The sequence below is a fragment of the Arthrobacter sp. MYb23 genome, assembly GCF_002979775.1.
In the GTDB taxonomy this organism is placed as follows: domain Bacteria; phylum Actinomycetota; class Actinomycetes; order Actinomycetales; family Micrococcaceae; genus Arthrobacter.
In genome coordinates this window covers 139530-155876 of record NZ_PCPR01000003.1, presented here as the reverse complement: position 1 = coordinate 155876, position 16347 = coordinate 139530, and the positions used below count along the sequence as shown (strand labels likewise).

Here is a 16347-nt window from a genome sequence, read left to right as displayed (position 1 = left end):
TCAACCGGCCTGCGCAATGGAATTGCTCAGCCAGCCTGCACCCCGGCGGCGCCCGCCTGTCCCGGGTTGTTCCGCGGAGCCAGTTGCCGCTGCAACCAGGCGCGGACGAGGCGCTCCCAGCGTTCCGGATCGACGTTCCACTCTTTGGTGTGCCGGGCGCCGTCGAAGGGTTCAAACGTGACCATCTCAGGGTTCTTTTCCGCCAGGCTGGCGGAGGGCCCGAAGGGCACGTAGTCGTCGTCCACGCTGTGGATCAGCAAGGTGGGTGTCCGCAATTCAACGGCGCGGGCTTCCCAGTCCATGGCCTTCAGGTCCACAGGCGCGGACAGTCCGGTCAGCCTGCGCCCCAGCGGATGGCTCAGCATCATCTGCCCGTAGCGCCCCACGTTGTAGGGAATTCTGTTCATCTCAGCGTGATGGGCCATCACGTTGACCCAATTTATGACCGGGGCATCCAGGACCAAGGCCCGGATAAGGTGGCGGTGCTTGGACAGATCAGCTGTTTGCAGGCTGATGGCCCCGCCCATGGACCAGCCGAACAGCACGATCTCCTGGGCGCCGTGGTCCACTGCGTATTCGATCGCGGCCTCCACGTCGCGCCATTCCGTGGATCCCAGCCCATACCGTCCATCCGGCGCGGAGGGTGCCAGACCGTCGTTGCGATAGGAGATCAGCAGGCTGTCCATCCCCAGCTCGCGTGCGGTGCGGACTGCCCGCAGCCCTTCCAGGCGCGTCGCGCCACGGCCATGGACCATGATGGCGCAGACCGGCGATGCAGCCGATGCTTCGGCCCGGATCAACCACGCAGGCGCCTTCCCGCCGTCCACCACGATGTCCACGTCCTCGGCAGCCAGGCCGATCGCAGCAGGATCCGGGTACGTTGCCCCGCTCCACCATGCGCGGCGGGCCTCGGAGAGGTCTCCGCTGTAGACCTCCTCAACTTCGCGCAGTACTGTCTGCTCGGCGGGCGAATACGACACAATCCGCCCGATCCTGGCGTGACCTTTGCCGCCCGAGAAGAACAGGCTGAACACGCCGTCAATGGTGCTGTCCGGGGTGGCCGCCAGAATCACCTGCGGTCCCTTGTCGCCGCGGATCACGGCGAGGACTTCCTGGTCCTCGTGCCTGGCAGCAGGGGTAATGACACGGCGGGCAAAATACACGGCGAGCGCCGAGGACCCTGCCCCCACCAAACCGGCGATGGTGCCGCCTGCCAGGAAGCCGGCGATGGCCCACTTGGTGCGGAGGGAGAGTTTCTTGTCTGCAGCGTCGCTCGCTGGCGGGGTAGTCGATGCCATGGTTCCATTGTTGCTGCTCCCTGGCACTGGCTGGTGCAGGCGTGGGCCGCGCGGCGCACTCGCCCGGGAATCCTGACGCGCGGTTCAGCTCCCAAAAGTCTGCGGACTGCCCTTGGCCGGGACTACGCTGTAGCCATGAGTGATCCCATCGTCATCCTGACTGAAGAGCCCCTTGGCCCCGACGACCGCGTTAACATCGCCAAACTTCTCGACGGCGGTGATGCTCCCCTTATTGTTCTGGTTCCGTCCAACACTGAACGACACCTTCTGGTGGATTTCCTGGAGAATCTGTCGTTGCTTGATATTGCGAAGGCGTTCCGGGAGCTCACTGCGCAGCATCCGGACCCTGAGGCTGAGCGTGCGGAGGCCTCCGAGACCCTGGCCGCGTCGCTGGCGGCGTTGGCTGGCTTGGGTGGAGGCGTGACGGGGGAAGTTTTCGACGGCGGTGCCGTGGCCGGCCTGGTGGCGAAGGTCCGGGCAGTGGATGCTGCCCAAGCTGTGGTTATCACCCGCCCCCATGCCATTGCGGACACGTTCCATACTGACTGGGCCAATAAGGCACAGGATCAGCTGGGGCTTCCGGTCTTGCACCTGTATGCGGGCTCGGGATTTATCGGCGACTCGTAAGCGTTGCAGTAGACATGAACACTCCTGATAACACCAGCAAGACGACTTCTGCGCCCGAGGGGGCTGCCGTTCCCGTGGAAAAGAGCGATGCTCAGTGGCGCGAGGAGTTGACGCCCGAGGAGTACCGGGTGCTACGGCAGGCAGGCACTGAGCGGCCGTACACAGGTGAGTACTGGGACACCCACACAGAGGGCGTCTACCAGTGTCGCGCCTGTGGCAGCCAGTTGTTCACCAGCCGGGAGAAGTTCGATTCCCACTGTGGCTGGCCGTCGTTCTGGGCGCCGCTTGCAGAGGGCACTGTGCGGTACCTTCATGACCGCACCATGGGAATGGATCGTGTGGAGGTGCGCTGCGCGAACTGTGATTCCCATTTGGGGCACGTTTTTGAGGGCGAAGGCTATGGAACGCCCACGGACCAGCGGTTCTGCATTAACTCTGTTTCACTGCGTCTGGTGAAGCCCGAAGAGAACTAGGCCTTCCTGGGCGGGCAGGGGCTTGGCCCCGCCCGTCCGGAAGGTTTCATATGCCGGGACTGGACCTCGAACGGCCTCCACTCACCCAATGGCCAAGAGTTTCTTATGCTCGAGGCAATTTTGGATTAGCGATGCTTTTTGCTTGCTACGCTCGGCCCAGAAGCAATCCTCCTTCGAAAGGGCCGAGCTCCATGACCACTATCACCACCGCTATCTCCCAGCGTGTCACTGCCGACAACGCTGAGTGGATGTCCTTGAAGGCTGCAGCCACCGCCCTCCAGGCACATCAGGAACAGGACGGCTCCATTGCCGATTCTGACGTTCATGCCGAGGCGGCAACTCTGGTGTCCACGGTGACTGACGCCATCACGGCGCTGGCGCCGCACTTCCCTCACGATGCCCGCTACTTGGAGCTCCTGGTGGAAGACTTTGGCCGCTGGGTTCAGGGAGGCTTCGGAGTACCGGACTTCCTGGACTCCCTTCAAGCGTTCCAGCCCCAGGAGCAGCGCGTTGACGGTCTGCAGCACCTTGTGGTTTTCCCCATGTACACGCAGAACGGCAGCACCAGCAGGTTGGTGGAAGCAGTCCTGATCGAGGTCATCTGGCCTGAGTTCATAGGCGGCCTGGAGGCAGGCGAGTACTCCAACAAGCTGTTCGTCCCCATCCGCTTTGTGGACTTCACGCCCGGATACGACACCAACTCGGCCGTGCTCTTTCCGGAGACGGTGGCAGTCCGCGAGACACCCACATTCACGTGGGGCGCCATCTTCGCCGACCGTGAGGCCGCCCGCTTCCGCCGCGTCCTCAAGGCAGCGGCGGCAACCACATCCCTGGAACTGCCCGACGACGCGGCGCAGCTGATCGAGGACCAGGAACTGACCCAGCGCACGTTTGTCATGTGGGACTTGATCCACGACCGCACCCACATGCGCGGGGATCTTCCGTTCGATCCATTCATGATCAAGCAGCGCATGCCGTTCTTCCTGTACTCGCTGGAGGAGCTGCGCTGTGATCTGACCGCGTTCCGCGAGTCGGTGCGCATTGAAAAGGACGAAGAAGCCGATCCCGATGCCCGCAAGCATGCAAAGCTGGTTCAGTATGCGGTGATTTTCGACCGCATTTTCCGGTTCGCCATCACCGGCAACCGTGTCCGCAACTACGACGGCCTGGGCGGCCAGCTGCTGTTCGCCTGGATGCACCAGCACCACGTCCTCCACTGGACGGACAGCAAGCTCTCCATTGATTGGGACGAAGCTGCCGCGGTTGTGGTGGAACTCGGCGCCAAAATCGAAGAACTGTACTGGCGCTCGATCGACCGCCCCAAGGCTGCCCACTGGCTGGCCGCATACGAGCTCATTTCGAGCACGGTGACTCCGCACCCGGCATCTGTTTGGGCCAAGGGCCCCGAGGCACTACCCCTGGACGGTCCGCCCCGCGGCCTGACGGACCAGGTGCTGGACGACGAATTCCCCCTGTCCATGTTCTACGAAGCACTGGAGAAGAAAATGCGTCCCGTCATCGAGTCCACCACCGGCATCACGGGCGCGACTGCCGCCTGATGAGCACACTGACTATCCTCGTGACCGGCGGAAGCAGCGCTTCCGGCATCGCCGTGACGCGCGCGTTGGGGGCCGCCGGTCACAGGGTGCTCACGGTGGGCTCGGATGACGTCCGGATCAAGGCGGCTGCGAGCGAGGCCGGCCACGGAGCAACTCCTTTGCTCTGCGATCTCAGCAGCCTGGAGTCTGTCCGCGAGCTTGCTGCCACTGTGAATGGCCTCGGCATTGAGGGCATTGACGGCGTGATCCACCTGGTGGGCGGCTGGCGGGGCGCGAAGGGCATTGAAGACCAAACGGACGAGGATTGGGAGGCCATGGAACGCAGCGCTGTCACCACACTCCGAAACGTCTCCCGGGTCTTCTACAGCCAACTCGAAGCATCTCCGCACGGCCGGCTGGCCATGGTGTCCTCAACCACTGCAGCTGCCCCGACGGCTGCGGCCGCCAGCTACGCTGCTGCAAAGGCTGCCGCGGAGGCCTGGACCTTGGCCGTAGCCGACGGTTTCAGCCGGGCGCAATCCGGCAACGCCGGAAACCCAGATGCTCCCACTGAGCAGCACAGCGCGGCGGTGATTTTCGTGGTGAAAGCTCTCGTCGACGCAGCCATGCGGAAGGCCCATCCTGAACGGCGATTCCCCGGCTTCACTGACGTCGAAGAAGTGGCCGCCGCCGCCGTCGGGCTCTTTGAACAACCGGCCGCCGCTCTTAACGGCCAGCGCATCCTGCTGGCCACATAGACTCCTGCCGCCCAAATAGACTTGAAAGCGTGAATGAACAAGTGACGAGCACAACAGAGGCAATCCACAGCGCCACGGACACCCCGGGCGCGGGCCAACTGCATAACCCTGCGGTTCGCGGGTTCGCATCCGACAACTACTCCGGCGTGCACCCGGAGATCCTTGCGGCACTGGCAACGGCCAATGGCGGGCATCAGGTCTCCTACGGCGAGGACGTGTACACCGCGCGGCTGCAGGAGGTGCTGGAGCAGCAGTTCGGCCCGGGCATCGAGACCTTTCCGGTCTTCAACGGCACTGGCGCCAACGTCCTAGCCCTGCAATCCCTCCTTCCCCGTTGGGGAGCGGTGATCTGCGCCTCCACGGCACACATCAATATGGATGAGAACGGCGCGCCGGAACGGGTAGGCGGGATCAAACTCCTGCAGGTTCCCACCGAGGACGGCAAGCTCACACCTGAGCTGATCGATCGCGAGGCCTGGGGCTGGGGCGATGAGCACCGCGCGCAGCCACTGGTTGTCTCCATCACCCAAACCACTGAACTCGGGACCTGCTACACGCCGGATGAAGTGCGGGCCATCGCAGACCACGCCCATTCCAAGGGCATGAAGCTTCACATGGACGGCGCCCGGCTGGCGAACGCCGCCGCGCACCTGGACGTACCCCTGCGGGTCTTCACCCGCGACGCCGGGGTGGACATCCTGTCCTTCGGCGGCACCAAGAACGGGCTTCTCTTTGGCGAAGTCGTGGTGGCGCTGAACCCGGAAGCAGCTGATGGCCTGAAATTCCTGCGCAAGATGAACATGCAGCTCGCCTCGAAGATGCGCTTCATCTCAGCCCAGTTCATCGCCCTCCTTGAGGATGGCCTGTGGTTGCGTTCCGCCGCCCACGCCAACGCCATGGCCGCTCGCCTGCGGACGGCCATCGAGGGAATCGACGGCGTGGAGCCTACCCAGGCAACGCAGTCCAACGGGGTCTTCGCCATCCTTCCCGAAGGAGCGGCGGACAAGCTGCGGGAGTCCTTCGCTTTCTACGACTGGGATGCTGCCCGCCGCGAAGTCCGGTGGATGTGCTCCTTCGACACCACGGAGGAAGACATCGATGCCTTCGTAGCGGCCATCAAGCGCGAGTTGGCCTAACACATAAGACGTGCACCCCGGGGCGGCGAGCCTGCACAGATTCGCCGCCCCGGACGCATAATCTGCGATGGTGAACGCCCTCGCACAGGTTCCCTCGGAGTTTCTCTTCGCCTTGGGATCACTCCGAAAAGCACAGTGCCGCAGCGAGCTGCGCCTTGACGAGATCCCCGCTCCTGCCCGGCTTGCCCCCTATGCGGTCGCCTTGGGAGCTGAGGTTTTCAGCCCCACGGCAGCAACCCGCCAGGTTCCCGTCCATGGTCCTGCAGCCAAGGCCTTCGCCGCGAACCAAGGCAGCAGTCCTTCAAGCGAAGAGGACGACGAACTCGCAACCGGCCGCTTCATCCTCCTTTACGACCCCGACGGCTCGGCCGTCTGGGAAGGTGAGTTCCGCATCGTCACCTACATTCGGGCCCAAATGGACGCAGAGATGGGGAACGACTCCATGCTCGGCTCTGTTGCCTGGACCTGGCTCGTGGATGCATTGGAGAACCATGCAGCCCCCTACCGCGCTGCCGGTGGAACAGCAACAAGGATCCTTTCCGAGAGCTTCGGAACTCTGGCCGAACGGCCGGACACCATAGACATCGAGCTCCGGGCGTCCTGGACGCCGGCCAGCCAGGATGTACAAGCCCACCTCGAAGCCTGGTCTGACATGGTGTGCACCTTCGCGGGCCTGCCACCTCTGCCACCAGGGGTAACAGGGCTACCCAACAGGAGACTCAATTGAGTATGAGAAATGCGTCGGCGGGTACCCGCAAAGCACTGGAAACACCCCGCTGCGGCCGGAATCGGTAAGCTTAAGCCACCATGACCCCTGAATATCCGGAAAACACCACGGCCGGCGACCCGGTTGCTGATCCCACCACCCACATCAAGGTAGACGGCTTCGATAGTCACGTCCCTGAAATCATCGATCTCGATACTCCCCGTGAAGGAGTACCCCAGGTCATCGACACCCCGTCCGGGCTGGAGCGGTGCGCAGCCGCCATTGCCGCCGGAACAGGGCCGGCCGGAGTGGACGCGGAACGCGCGTCCGGGTTCCGCTACGGCCAGCGGGCCTTCCTGGTTCAGATCCGGCGCGAAGGTGCCGGAACCTGGCTGATCGATCCCGAACCCTTCGAGAACCTGGACATCATCAATGACGCCCTCCGCGGCGTCGAATGGATCCTGCACGCTGCCTCGCAAGACCTCCCTTGCCTCTCCGAGCTGGGCATGTGGCCGGACAAACTCTTCGACACCGAACTTGCGGCCCGCCTCGCGGGACTCCCCCGGGTTGGCCTTGCAGCAGTGATTGAACAACTCCTCGGCTTTGGCCTGGCCAAGGAACACTCCGCGGCTGATTGGTCCACGCGCCCGCTGCCGGAGCCCTGGCTGCGTTACGCAGCCCTCGACGTCGAAGTCCTTGCGGAGCTCCGCGAGGAACTCATGGAGCTGCTGGAAGCCGACGGCAAACTCGAATACGCCGAACAGGAGTTTGCCGGGATACTCGCCGCAGGCCTCTCGGCCCCGCGGGTGGATCCTTGGCGGAAGACCTCCGGGCTTCACCAGATACGCGACCGCCGCCAGCTGGCAGCCGTTCGTGAGTTGTGGCTCGAACGGGATCAGCTGGCCCGCAAACGGGACGTAGCACCTGGCCGCCTCATCCCCGACTCAGCGCTGGTAGCCGCCGCCAAGGCCATGCCCACCACGGTGCCTCAGTTGCTGGCCACCAAAGGATTCCACGGACGCTCCGCCCAAAGGGAAGCCCCACGTTGGCTGCGCTGCATCACCAACGCCCGGACCCTCACGGATCTCCCACCCCTTCACTTGCCCACCAATGCGCCGCCACCGCCCAGGGTATGGGTGGACCGGGATCCGGAGGCTGCGGCACGCCTGGCCACCGCCAGGCCGGCGCTGCAGGCAACAGCGGATGAGCTGAAGCTGCCGGTGGAGAACCTGCTGACGCCGGATTACTTACGGCGGGTGGCCTGGCGGCCCCCGGCCGAGGTTTCCCTCGAATCAGTGGCTGCGGAACTGCGGTCGCTGGGTGCCCGCGAGTGGCAGATCTCCTTCGCAGCTCCCATACTCACCGAAGCGTGCCTGAACCCCGCTCCGCTTCCCGCCAAAGAGTCCAAGGCGAAGGAAGCCAAAGCAGCCAAGGACGGGCAAGCTTCCGGCGATGCCGGCTAAGCACCCCCGCGTTGAGGCCTGTCCCTGCGAACCATGGTTCGTGGAGGCAGGCCTTTTGCGTCCCGAGAGACACGGACACCAGGCGCGGCACGGATCTTGCAAGCTAAGTTACCCACGAGTAACATTGTATCAATGCCAGCCGAAGCTCCCGCGACGCGGGATTCGGCGCCATGTCTCAACGAGGAGTTAATACATGAGTCCATCACGCAGTGCCCAGAGGAACGTCCGCGACGTCGTCTTTGTGGATGGTGTTCGCACACCCTTCGGCAAGGCCGGCGAAAAAGGCATCTACGCTGGCACCCGTGCCGATGACCTCGTGGTGAAGTGTATCCGCGAACTGATGCGGCGGAACCCCTCACTTCCCCCGGAGCGAATCGACGAGGTTGCCATCGCCGCCACCACCCAAACCGGGGACCAGGGCCTCACCATCGGCCGCACAGCGGCACTGTTGGCCGGACTCCCCCGCACGGTACCCGGCTTCGCCATCGACCGCATGTGCGCAGGTGCCATGACGGCAGTTACGACGACGGCCAGCGGCATCGGTTTCGGCGCCTATGACGTGGTCATTGCAGGCGGCGTGGAGCACATGGGCAACCACCCCATGGGCGCCGGTGCCGATCCCAATCCCCGTTTCATGTCCGAGCGCCTGGTGGACCCTGCTGCCTTGAACATGGGCAACACAGCGGAGAACCTGCATGATCGCTTCCCGGCCATCACCAAGGACCGCACGGACTCCTATGCTGCAGCCTCCCAGGCCAAGCTCGCCGCAGCGTACGCCAAAGAGCAAATCCAGCAAGACCTCGTCCCTGTCGCCACCATGAAGCCCGGCCAGGGCTGGGCACTGCACACCACCGATGAGCCGCCGCGCCCCGGCACCACTGTTGCCGACCTCGCCGAATTGCGGACCCCCTTCCGCGCCCATGGCCGGGTGACCGCGGGCAATGCCGCAGGATTGAACGACGGCGCCACTGCCGCTGTTCTTGCCTCCGCCGAAGCCGCTGAGGAACTGGGCCTCCCGGTCAAAATGCGCCTGGTCTCCTACGCCTTCGCCGGCGTTGAGCCCGAAGTCATGGGCATCGGTCCGGTTCCAGCCACCGAAAAGGCTCTCAGGAACGCAGGCCTGGGCATCGAGGACATCGGACTCTTCGAAATCAACGAAGCCTTCGCCGTCCAGGTCCTCAGCTTCCTGGACCACTTCGGCATCGCCGATGACGATTCCCGGGTCAACCGCTACGGCGGGGCGATCGCCGTCGGACATCCGCTTGCCTCCTCAGGTGTGCGCCTGATGAACCAGCTCGCGCGGCAGTTCGAGGAAGATCACTCGGTCCGTTACGGCATCACCACCATGTGCATTGGATTGGGCATGGGTGCCACGGTGATCTGGGAAAACCCCCACCACGCCGCCTACCAATCTTTCACCGCTGACCAGGCCACCACAGCCACCACCGAAGGAGCCGCCGCATGAGCGCCGCCGAATTCCAAAAACTTGCCGCCCTTTTCCCGGATGAAGTGGTGACCCACTCCTACGTTCAGGACATCCAGCTGCCGGGCGGTACCGGAACCTTTGCGCTGATCACCCTGGACAACGGCCTGGACCACTCCAAGCCCACAACACTGGGCCCCAACACTCTGGTGGAACTCGGCAGCGTCCTGGAGGACCTGAAGACGCGGGCTGCACGTGGAGAGATTGTGGGTGTCGGCGTCACGGGCAAGCCCTACTTCCTGGTGGCTGGCGCAGACCTTTCGGCAGTGAAAACACTCAAGGAACGCGAGCATGGGCTCTGGATGGCGCAGCTTGGCCATGCCGTCTACAGCACCTTGGCCAACCTGGGTGTTCCGAGCTTCGCCTTCATCAACGGGCTTGCTTTGGGTGGCGGGCTGGAGATCGCCCTGCAGTCCACGTATCGCACCGTCTCCACGGGCGCTGGCGCACTTGCCCTCCCTGAAGCGTTCATTGGCCTGGTACCAGGCTGGGGCGGCGTCTACATCCTGCCCCGCCTCATCGGCCCGGAGAATGCCGTCAAGGTCATGATCGAGAATCCCCTCAGCAACAACCGGACCCTCACCGGGCCGGAGGCCTACAAGCTCGGCGTAGCGGATGCCATGTTCGAACCCGCCGACTTCGTGGAACAGTCGCTCGCATGGGCAGCCCGGGTCATCTCCGGCCACGTAAAGCCTGAGCGGAAGAACTCGGTTGATGTCACTGATGAAGCAGTCAGGGACCGATGGGCAGCCGCGGTCGCTGCAGGACGGGCATTTGTGGAGTCCAAGACCTCCAACGCCTCCCCCGCTCCCGGCAAGGTCCTGGATGTCATGGAAGCCAACCGCACCATGACCCAAGCCGAGTCCGCCGAACTCGAGTGCGAGACCCTCGCAGGTCTCATGCAGACTGACGAGTTCCGCTCAACGGTGTACGCGTTCCTTGACCTCGTCCAGAAACGCTCCAAGCGCCCCGCAGGCGCGCCTGACCGTAAGCTGGCCCGCCCGGTCACCAAAATCGGCGTGGTGGGTGCAGGGCTCATGGCCAGCCAGCTGGCACTGCTGTTCGCCCGGCAGCTGAAAGTCCCCGTGGTCATGACGGACATCGACCAGGCACGCGTGGACAAGGGCGTGGCCTATGTCCACGCCGAAGTCGACAAGATGTTGGCGAAGAATCGCATCAAACAGGACGCTGCCAACAGGACCAAAGCGCTCATCACAGGTTCGGTCTCCAAGGAGGCTTTTGCCGACGCCGACTTCGTCATCGAAGCCGTCTTCGAAGAGTTGCACATCAAGAAACAAGTCTTCGCCGAGGTTGAAGCGATCGTTTCCCCCGAATGCATCCTGGCCACCAACACGTCCTCACTGTCCGTAACGGCTATGGCAGAAGACCTGAAGCACCCCGAACGCCTGGTGGGCTTCCACTTCTTCAACCCCGTAGCTGTCATGCCGCTCCTGGAGATCGTTCGGGCACCCAAGACCGATGACGCCGTCCTCGCCACCGCCTTCGAGCTGGCCAAGGGACTCAAGAAGACCGCCGTGCTGGTCAAGGATGCTGCGGCCTTTGTGGTCAACCGCATCCTTCTCCGTCTCATGGGAGAAGTCATCGCTGCGTTCGACGAAGGCACCCCGGCAGAGGTTGCGGACAGCGCCCTGCGTCCCATGGGCCTGCCAATGTCGCCCTTCACCTTGAGTGCCATGGTTGGCCTGCCGGTGGCACAACACGTCCAGGAGTCACTGCATGCTGCGTTCGGCGAACGGTTCCCTGTCTCGCAAAACCTCCAGAAACTCATAGACAACGGCGTGAAGAGCCTCTGGGCTCCGGGACCGGACGGAACTCCCGTCATCCCGGCCGAGACGCTGGCCCTCCTGTCCTTCGGCAACAGCCCGTCCGCTGGCGAGGAAGTCCTCCGGCGCACCCAGGACGCCTTGGCCGAGGAAATCGGGCTGATGCTGGAAGAAGGCGTCGTAGCCGGTCCTGAAGACATTGACCTCTGCGTCATCATGGGAGCCGGATGGCCTATGTTCCTGGGCGGCATCACCCCGTACCTGGACAGAGTGGGAGCTTCCGAGCGGGTCAACGGCAAGCGGTTCCTCGCCCCTGGCGTCGCATCCGCACCTGCCTAAACCGTCCCTCTCTCACGTCCCGCGGCCTAAACCGTCCCTCTCTCACGTCCCGCGGCCTAAACCGTCCCTCTCTCACGTCCCGCGGCCTAAAACGGAACGCTCTCTCACGTCCCGCGGCCTAAAACGGAACGCTCTCTCACCTTGGTGAGAGAGCGTTCCGGTTTAAGGGCTGTTGTGTGAGAGAGGGCTAGAAGAGAGCGACCTTCGGTGCCCGCGGGAAGATCTCATCCAGTTCCGCGCGATCCTCCTGAGTAGGTACCCAGCACACTGCCCCGGCGTTCTCGCGGATCTGCTCGGGACGGGTGGCTCCCGCGATGACGCTGCTGACTCCCGGCTGTGCGGCCAACCAGGAGAAGGCCAACTGAAGCTCGCTGATATCCCGTTCCTTGGCAAACTGGCCGAAGCGGCCCAGCTGCTCCCAATCGGCGTCGTGCACCAGGTTGGTGCGCGTGTGGCTCAAACGGGAACCTTCGGGAGCCTTGCCCGCTGAGTATTTTCCGGTGAGCAGCCCGTTGGCCAAGGGGAAGTACGGAAGGACGCCCAGGGAGAAAGCTCCTGCCGCCGGCAGCACTTCGAGCTCGGCGCGGCGGTCCAGGAGGTTGTAGTGGTTCTGGGTCGAAATGAAGCGGACGCCACCTGATTGCCGGCCAACATACTCGGCTTCGGCGATCTGCCAGCCGGCAAAGTTGGAGTGGCCGATGTACCGGACCTTGCCGCTGGATACCAGGTCATCCAAGGCTGCCAGCGTCTCCTCGATAGGCGTGCGCGGATCCGGGGTGTGGAACTGGTAGAGGTCAATCCACTCAGTATCCAAACGGCGGAGGGAAGCTTCCACGGCCTGGACGATGTATCTGCGCGAACCACGGGCATCGAAATCGTTGCCGTTGACTCCGCGCATGTCCATGCCGAACTTGGTGCCGATGACCACATCATCACGGCGGCCTTTCAGCGCCTTGCCCAGCATGACTTCGCTCAGGCCGGGCTCGCGGCCGTAAACATCGGCGACGTCGAAGAAGGTCACCCCGGCATCAAGCGCGGCGTGGACAACAGCGTCCGTGCCTTCCTGGGACTCCGTGGGAGTATTGGCGCGGCCCAGGTTATTGCAGCCCAGCCCTACAGCTGAGACAGTCAGTCCGGAATGGCCAAGGCGTCGGTATTCAGTCATGAATTCAGCCTAATACGCGTCCCGGCAATGATTGTCACCCAAGGCAACAAACTCCCTCGGCAGAACAGTTAGCTGGTTCCGTACGAGATCCCTGATTCCTCCATGGCATCCTCAAGCTGCGCTACAGCCACCGGACCCATCCCGTGGAGCTTGGACAGCCCGGCCTCGCCGAACTCGGCCAACTGCTCCAGCGTCTCTATCCCCTCATGCGCCAGAGCCCGTCTCGCCGGAGCGGCGAGACCTTTGGGCAGGGGCGTATGTCCGGGCCAGTTGCTCTTGGACGCCATGGGGATCCCTTCTGGTGCGTTGGGGTGCTACTTAGAGAGTAAAGCCCACACCCTGCTTGGGCGAGTGCTTCACCCGGAATGCCGTGGGGTCACTGTGGGGCGCTGCTGCGACCGTGAGCTTGGTGAAGTCCAGATCCTCACCGCGGACACAGATCTTGATGGCATTCACAGCCTTGTTGACGTCCGGGCAGAGGCAGAAGATATTCAGGTGGCCGTTGCCGATTTCCGAGCGATCCACGATTCCCAGCCCACGCCACGCCAATTCGCCGGTGAGGGCGGCTTTGGCTTTCCGCTCAAGGTGCCGGTCACGTTCAGTGCCGTCCTTGGACTTCAACGCAATCTGGGCAACTACCCAGAACTGCTCAGACTCGGGAATCTCGGCATAGCCATCTTCCTCGCACTGCGCAGCAAAAGCTGTCATCAGGCCATCCACGGCAGATTCGTCGTCAACGTCTGCTTCGTCAGTCTTGCTCTGGTGGCCCACTGCACCGTGGTTCACGACGAACTGCTGGTCTTCCTCGTCGTACCACGCCTCCCGGAAGTGAAGTACTCCGTCGTCGTCGCGCTTGTACGCTCGGATGATTCCGCTCATGCTCGTCCTTTCCTGAACCACTCGGCGCTGGTGCTGGTGGCTCCATTGACGTCGAAGGGCGCTTTCATGGTGTTCACTGCCTCAAAAAGGGCCGCGCATTCTGCGCGCATAGCGTCCACCGTCTGTTGCGGATAGCCCATGACCATCCGATGCTGCTCAAATTCGTCCTCATCGTCCACGAACACCCCATGCTTGGTGGAACGGATAACATCCAGATCCATATCAATCATGTGGAATTCAGTAACGCCCGGCTTGATGGGATTCCAGTCATGGCCGGTGGCCAGGTCAACGTAGATCCTGAAGTCGCCCGGATAGCTGTCGTCGTAGAAGGTGGCCACAAACTCACCAGTCCGCGGAACCAACAAAATTGCATCCGACGCCGTGTAGAAAGCTGCGCCAGGGCGTGCGCAGAACTCGCCGGCGCCCTGAAATATCCACCACCCGTGAATGTCTTCGCCAAGGTAGCGGCCAGGCACCACCCAGTGGGCCTTGCCGTCCCATTTCCTGTTCCTCGACACCACGAGGTCACCGGGCTGCAATTCGCCCGGCGCGCGCTCGTCCGTCACAGCGTTGGCAGGCTGCCGGTGGTCGGGTGTTCCTGGCCCGGGAGGGGCCTGGCGAACGGGACCTTCGTCCCCAAAACCTGGGCTACGACGTCGTGCGTTATTTTCTGGGCCGTCAGGCCAACGCGCTCCAGGACCTGGCTGCGGGAGCCGTGCACCAGGAACTCCACTGGCAGGCCCACTTCGTTCAATGCTGTGTCCACACCGGCAGCCCGCATCTCCTGACGGATACGGGACCCCACACCCCCTGCCCGCACTCCGTCTTCAATGCAGATCACCAGGCGGTGACGGGCAGCAAGGGCAATGATGGACTTACGGACGGGAAGGACCCACCGCGGGTCCACCACCGTGGAACTGATGCCCTGGGCGCCCAGGCGGGCGGCGACATCGAGTGCGAGTTCGGACATCGCTCCGACGCTGACAATCAGGACATCGTTTTCGGTGGAACCCTCCGGTCGCCGTGCGAGGATGTCCACACCGTCATGGAGCCGGTCGATGGCTTCAATCTCGGAACCAACACTGCCCTTGGAGAACCGAACCACAGTGGGGGCGTCGTCAATGGCCACGGCCTCACGCAGTTCTTCGCGGAGCCTGGTGGCGTCACGGGGAGCGGCCAAATGAAGACCGGGCACGATCTGAACCATCGCCATGTCCCACATGCCATGGTGGCTGGGCCCATCCGGGCCGGTCACGCCGGCACGGTCCAGGACGATGGTCACACCGGCTTTATGCAGGGCCACATCCATCAGGAGCTGGTCAAAGGCGCGGTTCAGGAACGTGGCATAAACCGCCACCACAGGGTGGAGGCCACCGAAGGCCATCCCGGCGGCGGACGTCAGGGCATGCTGCTCTGCAATACCGACGTCGATCACCCTTTCGGGGTGGCGTTCAGCAAACTTGTGCAATCCCACGGGGATGAGCATTGCGCCGGTGATACCCACAATGTCCGGGCGTTCATCGGCAATGTCAGCGATTTCCTCAGCGAACACCGAGGTCCAGGACCTTGCTCCGGGCATTTCCGTGGGCTCGCCCGTCTCGGGGTCGATGATTCCCACCGCGTGGAACTGGTCTGCTTCGTTGGCCAGGGCGGGAGCATAACCGTGGCCCTTTTCCGTCATGGCATGGACAATGACGGGTCCGCCGTAGGCCTTGGCGGTGTTGAGTGCATGCTCCATGGCTTGGAGGTTATGTCCGTCAACCGGGCCGATGTACTTCATGCCAAGGTCCTCGAACATACCCTGCGGGGCCCACCAATCCTTGATGCCCTTCTTCATGGCATGCAGGCTCTTATAGGTGAACTGACCGGCGGGGCCGCCGTCCTGAAGCTTCTTCTTCCACCAGTCCAGCATGCGTTCGTAGGCCGGAGTGGTGCGCAGGGAGTCAATGGTGGGACGCAATGACGCCAGATAATCAGCAAACCCGCCGACCGTCGGGGCGTAGGAGCGGCCGTTGTCGTTGACAACGATCACCACGCGGCGCCGTTTGTCGGCAGCAATGTTGTTGATGGCCTCCCACGCCATGCCACCGGTCAGGGCGCCATCGCCAACGACAGCGACGACGAACCGGTCGCCTTCACCGGTCAGCTGCCGGGCGCGCGAGATGCCATCAGCCCAGGACAGGGAGGAGGACGCATGTGAACTCTCCACGATGTCGTGCTCAGACTCGGCACGGTCCGGATAGCCGGAAAGGCCGCCCTGCTGGCGGAGCGTGGTGAAGTCCTGGCGTCCGGTCAGCAGCTTGTGCACATAGGACTGGTGGCCGGTATCGAAGATGACGCTGTCCCGTGGAGACTCAAAGTTCCGGTGGACAGCGAGAGTGAGTTCCACAACGCCCAGGTTGGGCCCAAGGTGTCCACCCGTTGCGGCTACGTTGGTGATCAGGAATTCCCTGATTTCCCCGGCCAGTTGTTCCAGCTCCGAGCCGGACAATGTGGCCAGGTCCCGTGGATCCTTGACGGTTTCCAAAAGTCCCAACGGCCCTCCTTAGGGTGAATGACGTGCTTGTTAACTTTAGCGCGTGCCCGGGCCCGCGCGATGCGCCGCGGCCTCGAGCCTTGGCTTTGTTCTTCGGGGAGGTCCCCTGGCTGGTCCCCTGACTGATCCCCGGACGCCAACAGCCCCGGCTGGTCGGGCGAC

At 63.3% G+C, this 16347-nt stretch carries 15 protein-coding genes; 9 read left to right on the top strand and 6 right to left on the bottom strand.

The window, feature by feature from the left end:
• Positions 1–26: 26 nt before the first annotated feature.
• Complete coding sequence (locus CQ020_RS05445) at positions 27–1298, bottom strand: S9 family peptidase (RefSeq protein ID WP_105690900.1); 1272 nt, start codon at positions 1296–1298, stop codon at positions 27–29.
• A gap of 135 nt (positions 1299–1433) precedes the next feature.
• Here CQ020_RS05445 and CQ020_RS05440 point away from each other — a divergent pair, with 135 nt between their 5' ends.
• The 9 genes from CQ020_RS05440 (at position 1434) to CQ020_RS05400 (ending at position 11605) form a co-directional block, all read left to right on the top strand.
• Positions 1434–1925, top strand: coding sequence for a hypothetical protein (locus CQ020_RS05440; protein WP_105691069.1), 492 nt, complete (start codon positions 1434–1436; stop codon positions 1923–1925).
• 14 nt (positions 1926–1939) lie between these two features.
• The gene (gene msrB / locus CQ020_RS05435; protein WP_105690899.1) at positions 1940–2398 is read left to right on the top strand and encodes a peptide-methionine (R)-S-oxide reductase MsrB; all 459 of its coding nucleotides are present in this window, start codon (positions 1940–1942) and stop codon (positions 2396–2398) included.
• Between the two features lie 191 nt (positions 2399–2589).
• The gene (locus CQ020_RS05430) at positions 2590–3957 is read left to right on the top strand and encodes a DUF6421 family protein (RefSeq protein WP_105690898.1); all 1368 of its coding nucleotides are present in this window, start codon (positions 2590–2592) and stop codon (positions 3955–3957) included.
• Complete coding sequence (locus CQ020_RS05425) at positions 3957–4694, top strand: SDR family oxidoreductase (protein WP_105690897.1); 738 nt, start codon at positions 3957–3959, stop codon at positions 4692–4694. The genes CQ020_RS05430 and CQ020_RS05425 overlap by 1 nt, the downstream gene beginning before the upstream one ends.
• A gap of 29 nt (positions 4695–4723) precedes the next feature.
• Positions 4724–5830 carry a threonine aldolase family protein gene (locus CQ020_RS05420; protein ID WP_374955184.1) on the top strand — a complete coding sequence of 369 codons (1107 nt, stop codon included), beginning with the start codon at positions 4724–4726 and terminating at the stop codon, positions 5828–5830.
• A 67-nt stretch (positions 5831–5897) separates the two neighbouring features.
• Positions 5898–6557, top strand: coding sequence for a DUF3000 domain-containing protein (locus CQ020_RS05415; protein WP_105690896.1), 660 nt, complete (start codon positions 5898–5900; stop codon positions 6555–6557).
• A gap of 80 nt (positions 6558–6637) precedes the next feature.
• Positions 6638–7999, top strand: coding sequence for an HRDC domain-containing protein (locus CQ020_RS05410; protein ID WP_105690895.1), 1362 nt, complete (start codon positions 6638–6640; stop codon positions 7997–7999).
• A gap of 193 nt (positions 8000–8192) precedes the next feature.
• Positions 8193–9464, top strand: coding sequence for an acetyl-CoA C-acyltransferase (locus CQ020_RS05405; protein ID WP_105690894.1), 1272 nt, complete (start codon positions 8193–8195; stop codon positions 9462–9464).
• On the top strand, positions 9461–11605 hold the full coding sequence (locus tag CQ020_RS05400) for a 3-hydroxyacyl-CoA dehydrogenase NAD-binding domain-containing protein (protein ID WP_105690893.1): 2145 nt from the start codon (positions 9461–9463) through the stop codon (positions 11603–11605). The genes CQ020_RS05405 and CQ020_RS05400 overlap by 4 nt, the downstream gene beginning before the upstream one ends.
• Positions 11606–11792: 187 nt before the next feature.
• Here CQ020_RS05400 and CQ020_RS05395 read toward each other — a convergent pair whose 3' ends face one another.
• From CQ020_RS05395 to dxs, 5 genes are all read right to left on the bottom strand, one after another.
• Positions 11793–12770 carry an aldo/keto reductase gene (locus tag CQ020_RS05395; RefSeq protein ID WP_105690892.1) on the bottom strand — a complete coding sequence of 326 codons (978 nt, stop codon included), beginning with the start codon at positions 12768–12770 and terminating at the stop codon, positions 11793–11795.
• A 68-nt stretch (positions 12771–12838) separates the two neighbouring features.
• Complete coding sequence (locus CQ020_RS05390) at positions 12839–13057, bottom strand: hypothetical protein (protein WP_024820545.1); 219 nt, start codon at positions 13055–13057, stop codon at positions 12839–12841.
• 31 nt (positions 13058–13088) lie between these two features.
• Positions 13089–13649 (bottom strand): hypothetical protein, encoded by a 561-nt coding sequence (locus CQ020_RS05385; RefSeq protein ID WP_105690891.1) that lies wholly within the window; start codon positions 13647–13649, stop codon positions 13089–13091.
• Complete coding sequence (locus CQ020_RS05380) at positions 13646–14215, bottom strand: DUF402 domain-containing protein (protein ID WP_105690890.1); 570 nt, start codon at positions 14213–14215, stop codon at positions 13646–13648. Before CQ020_RS05380 ends, CQ020_RS05385 begins: the two co-directional genes overlap by 4 nt.
• Complete coding sequence (dxs, locus tag CQ020_RS05375; RefSeq protein WP_105690889.1) at positions 14212–16185, bottom strand: 1-deoxy-D-xylulose-5-phosphate synthase; 1974 nt, start codon at positions 16183–16185, stop codon at positions 14212–14214. Before dxs ends, CQ020_RS05380 begins: the two co-directional genes overlap by 4 nt.
• Positions 16186–16347: the final 162 nt, after the last annotated feature.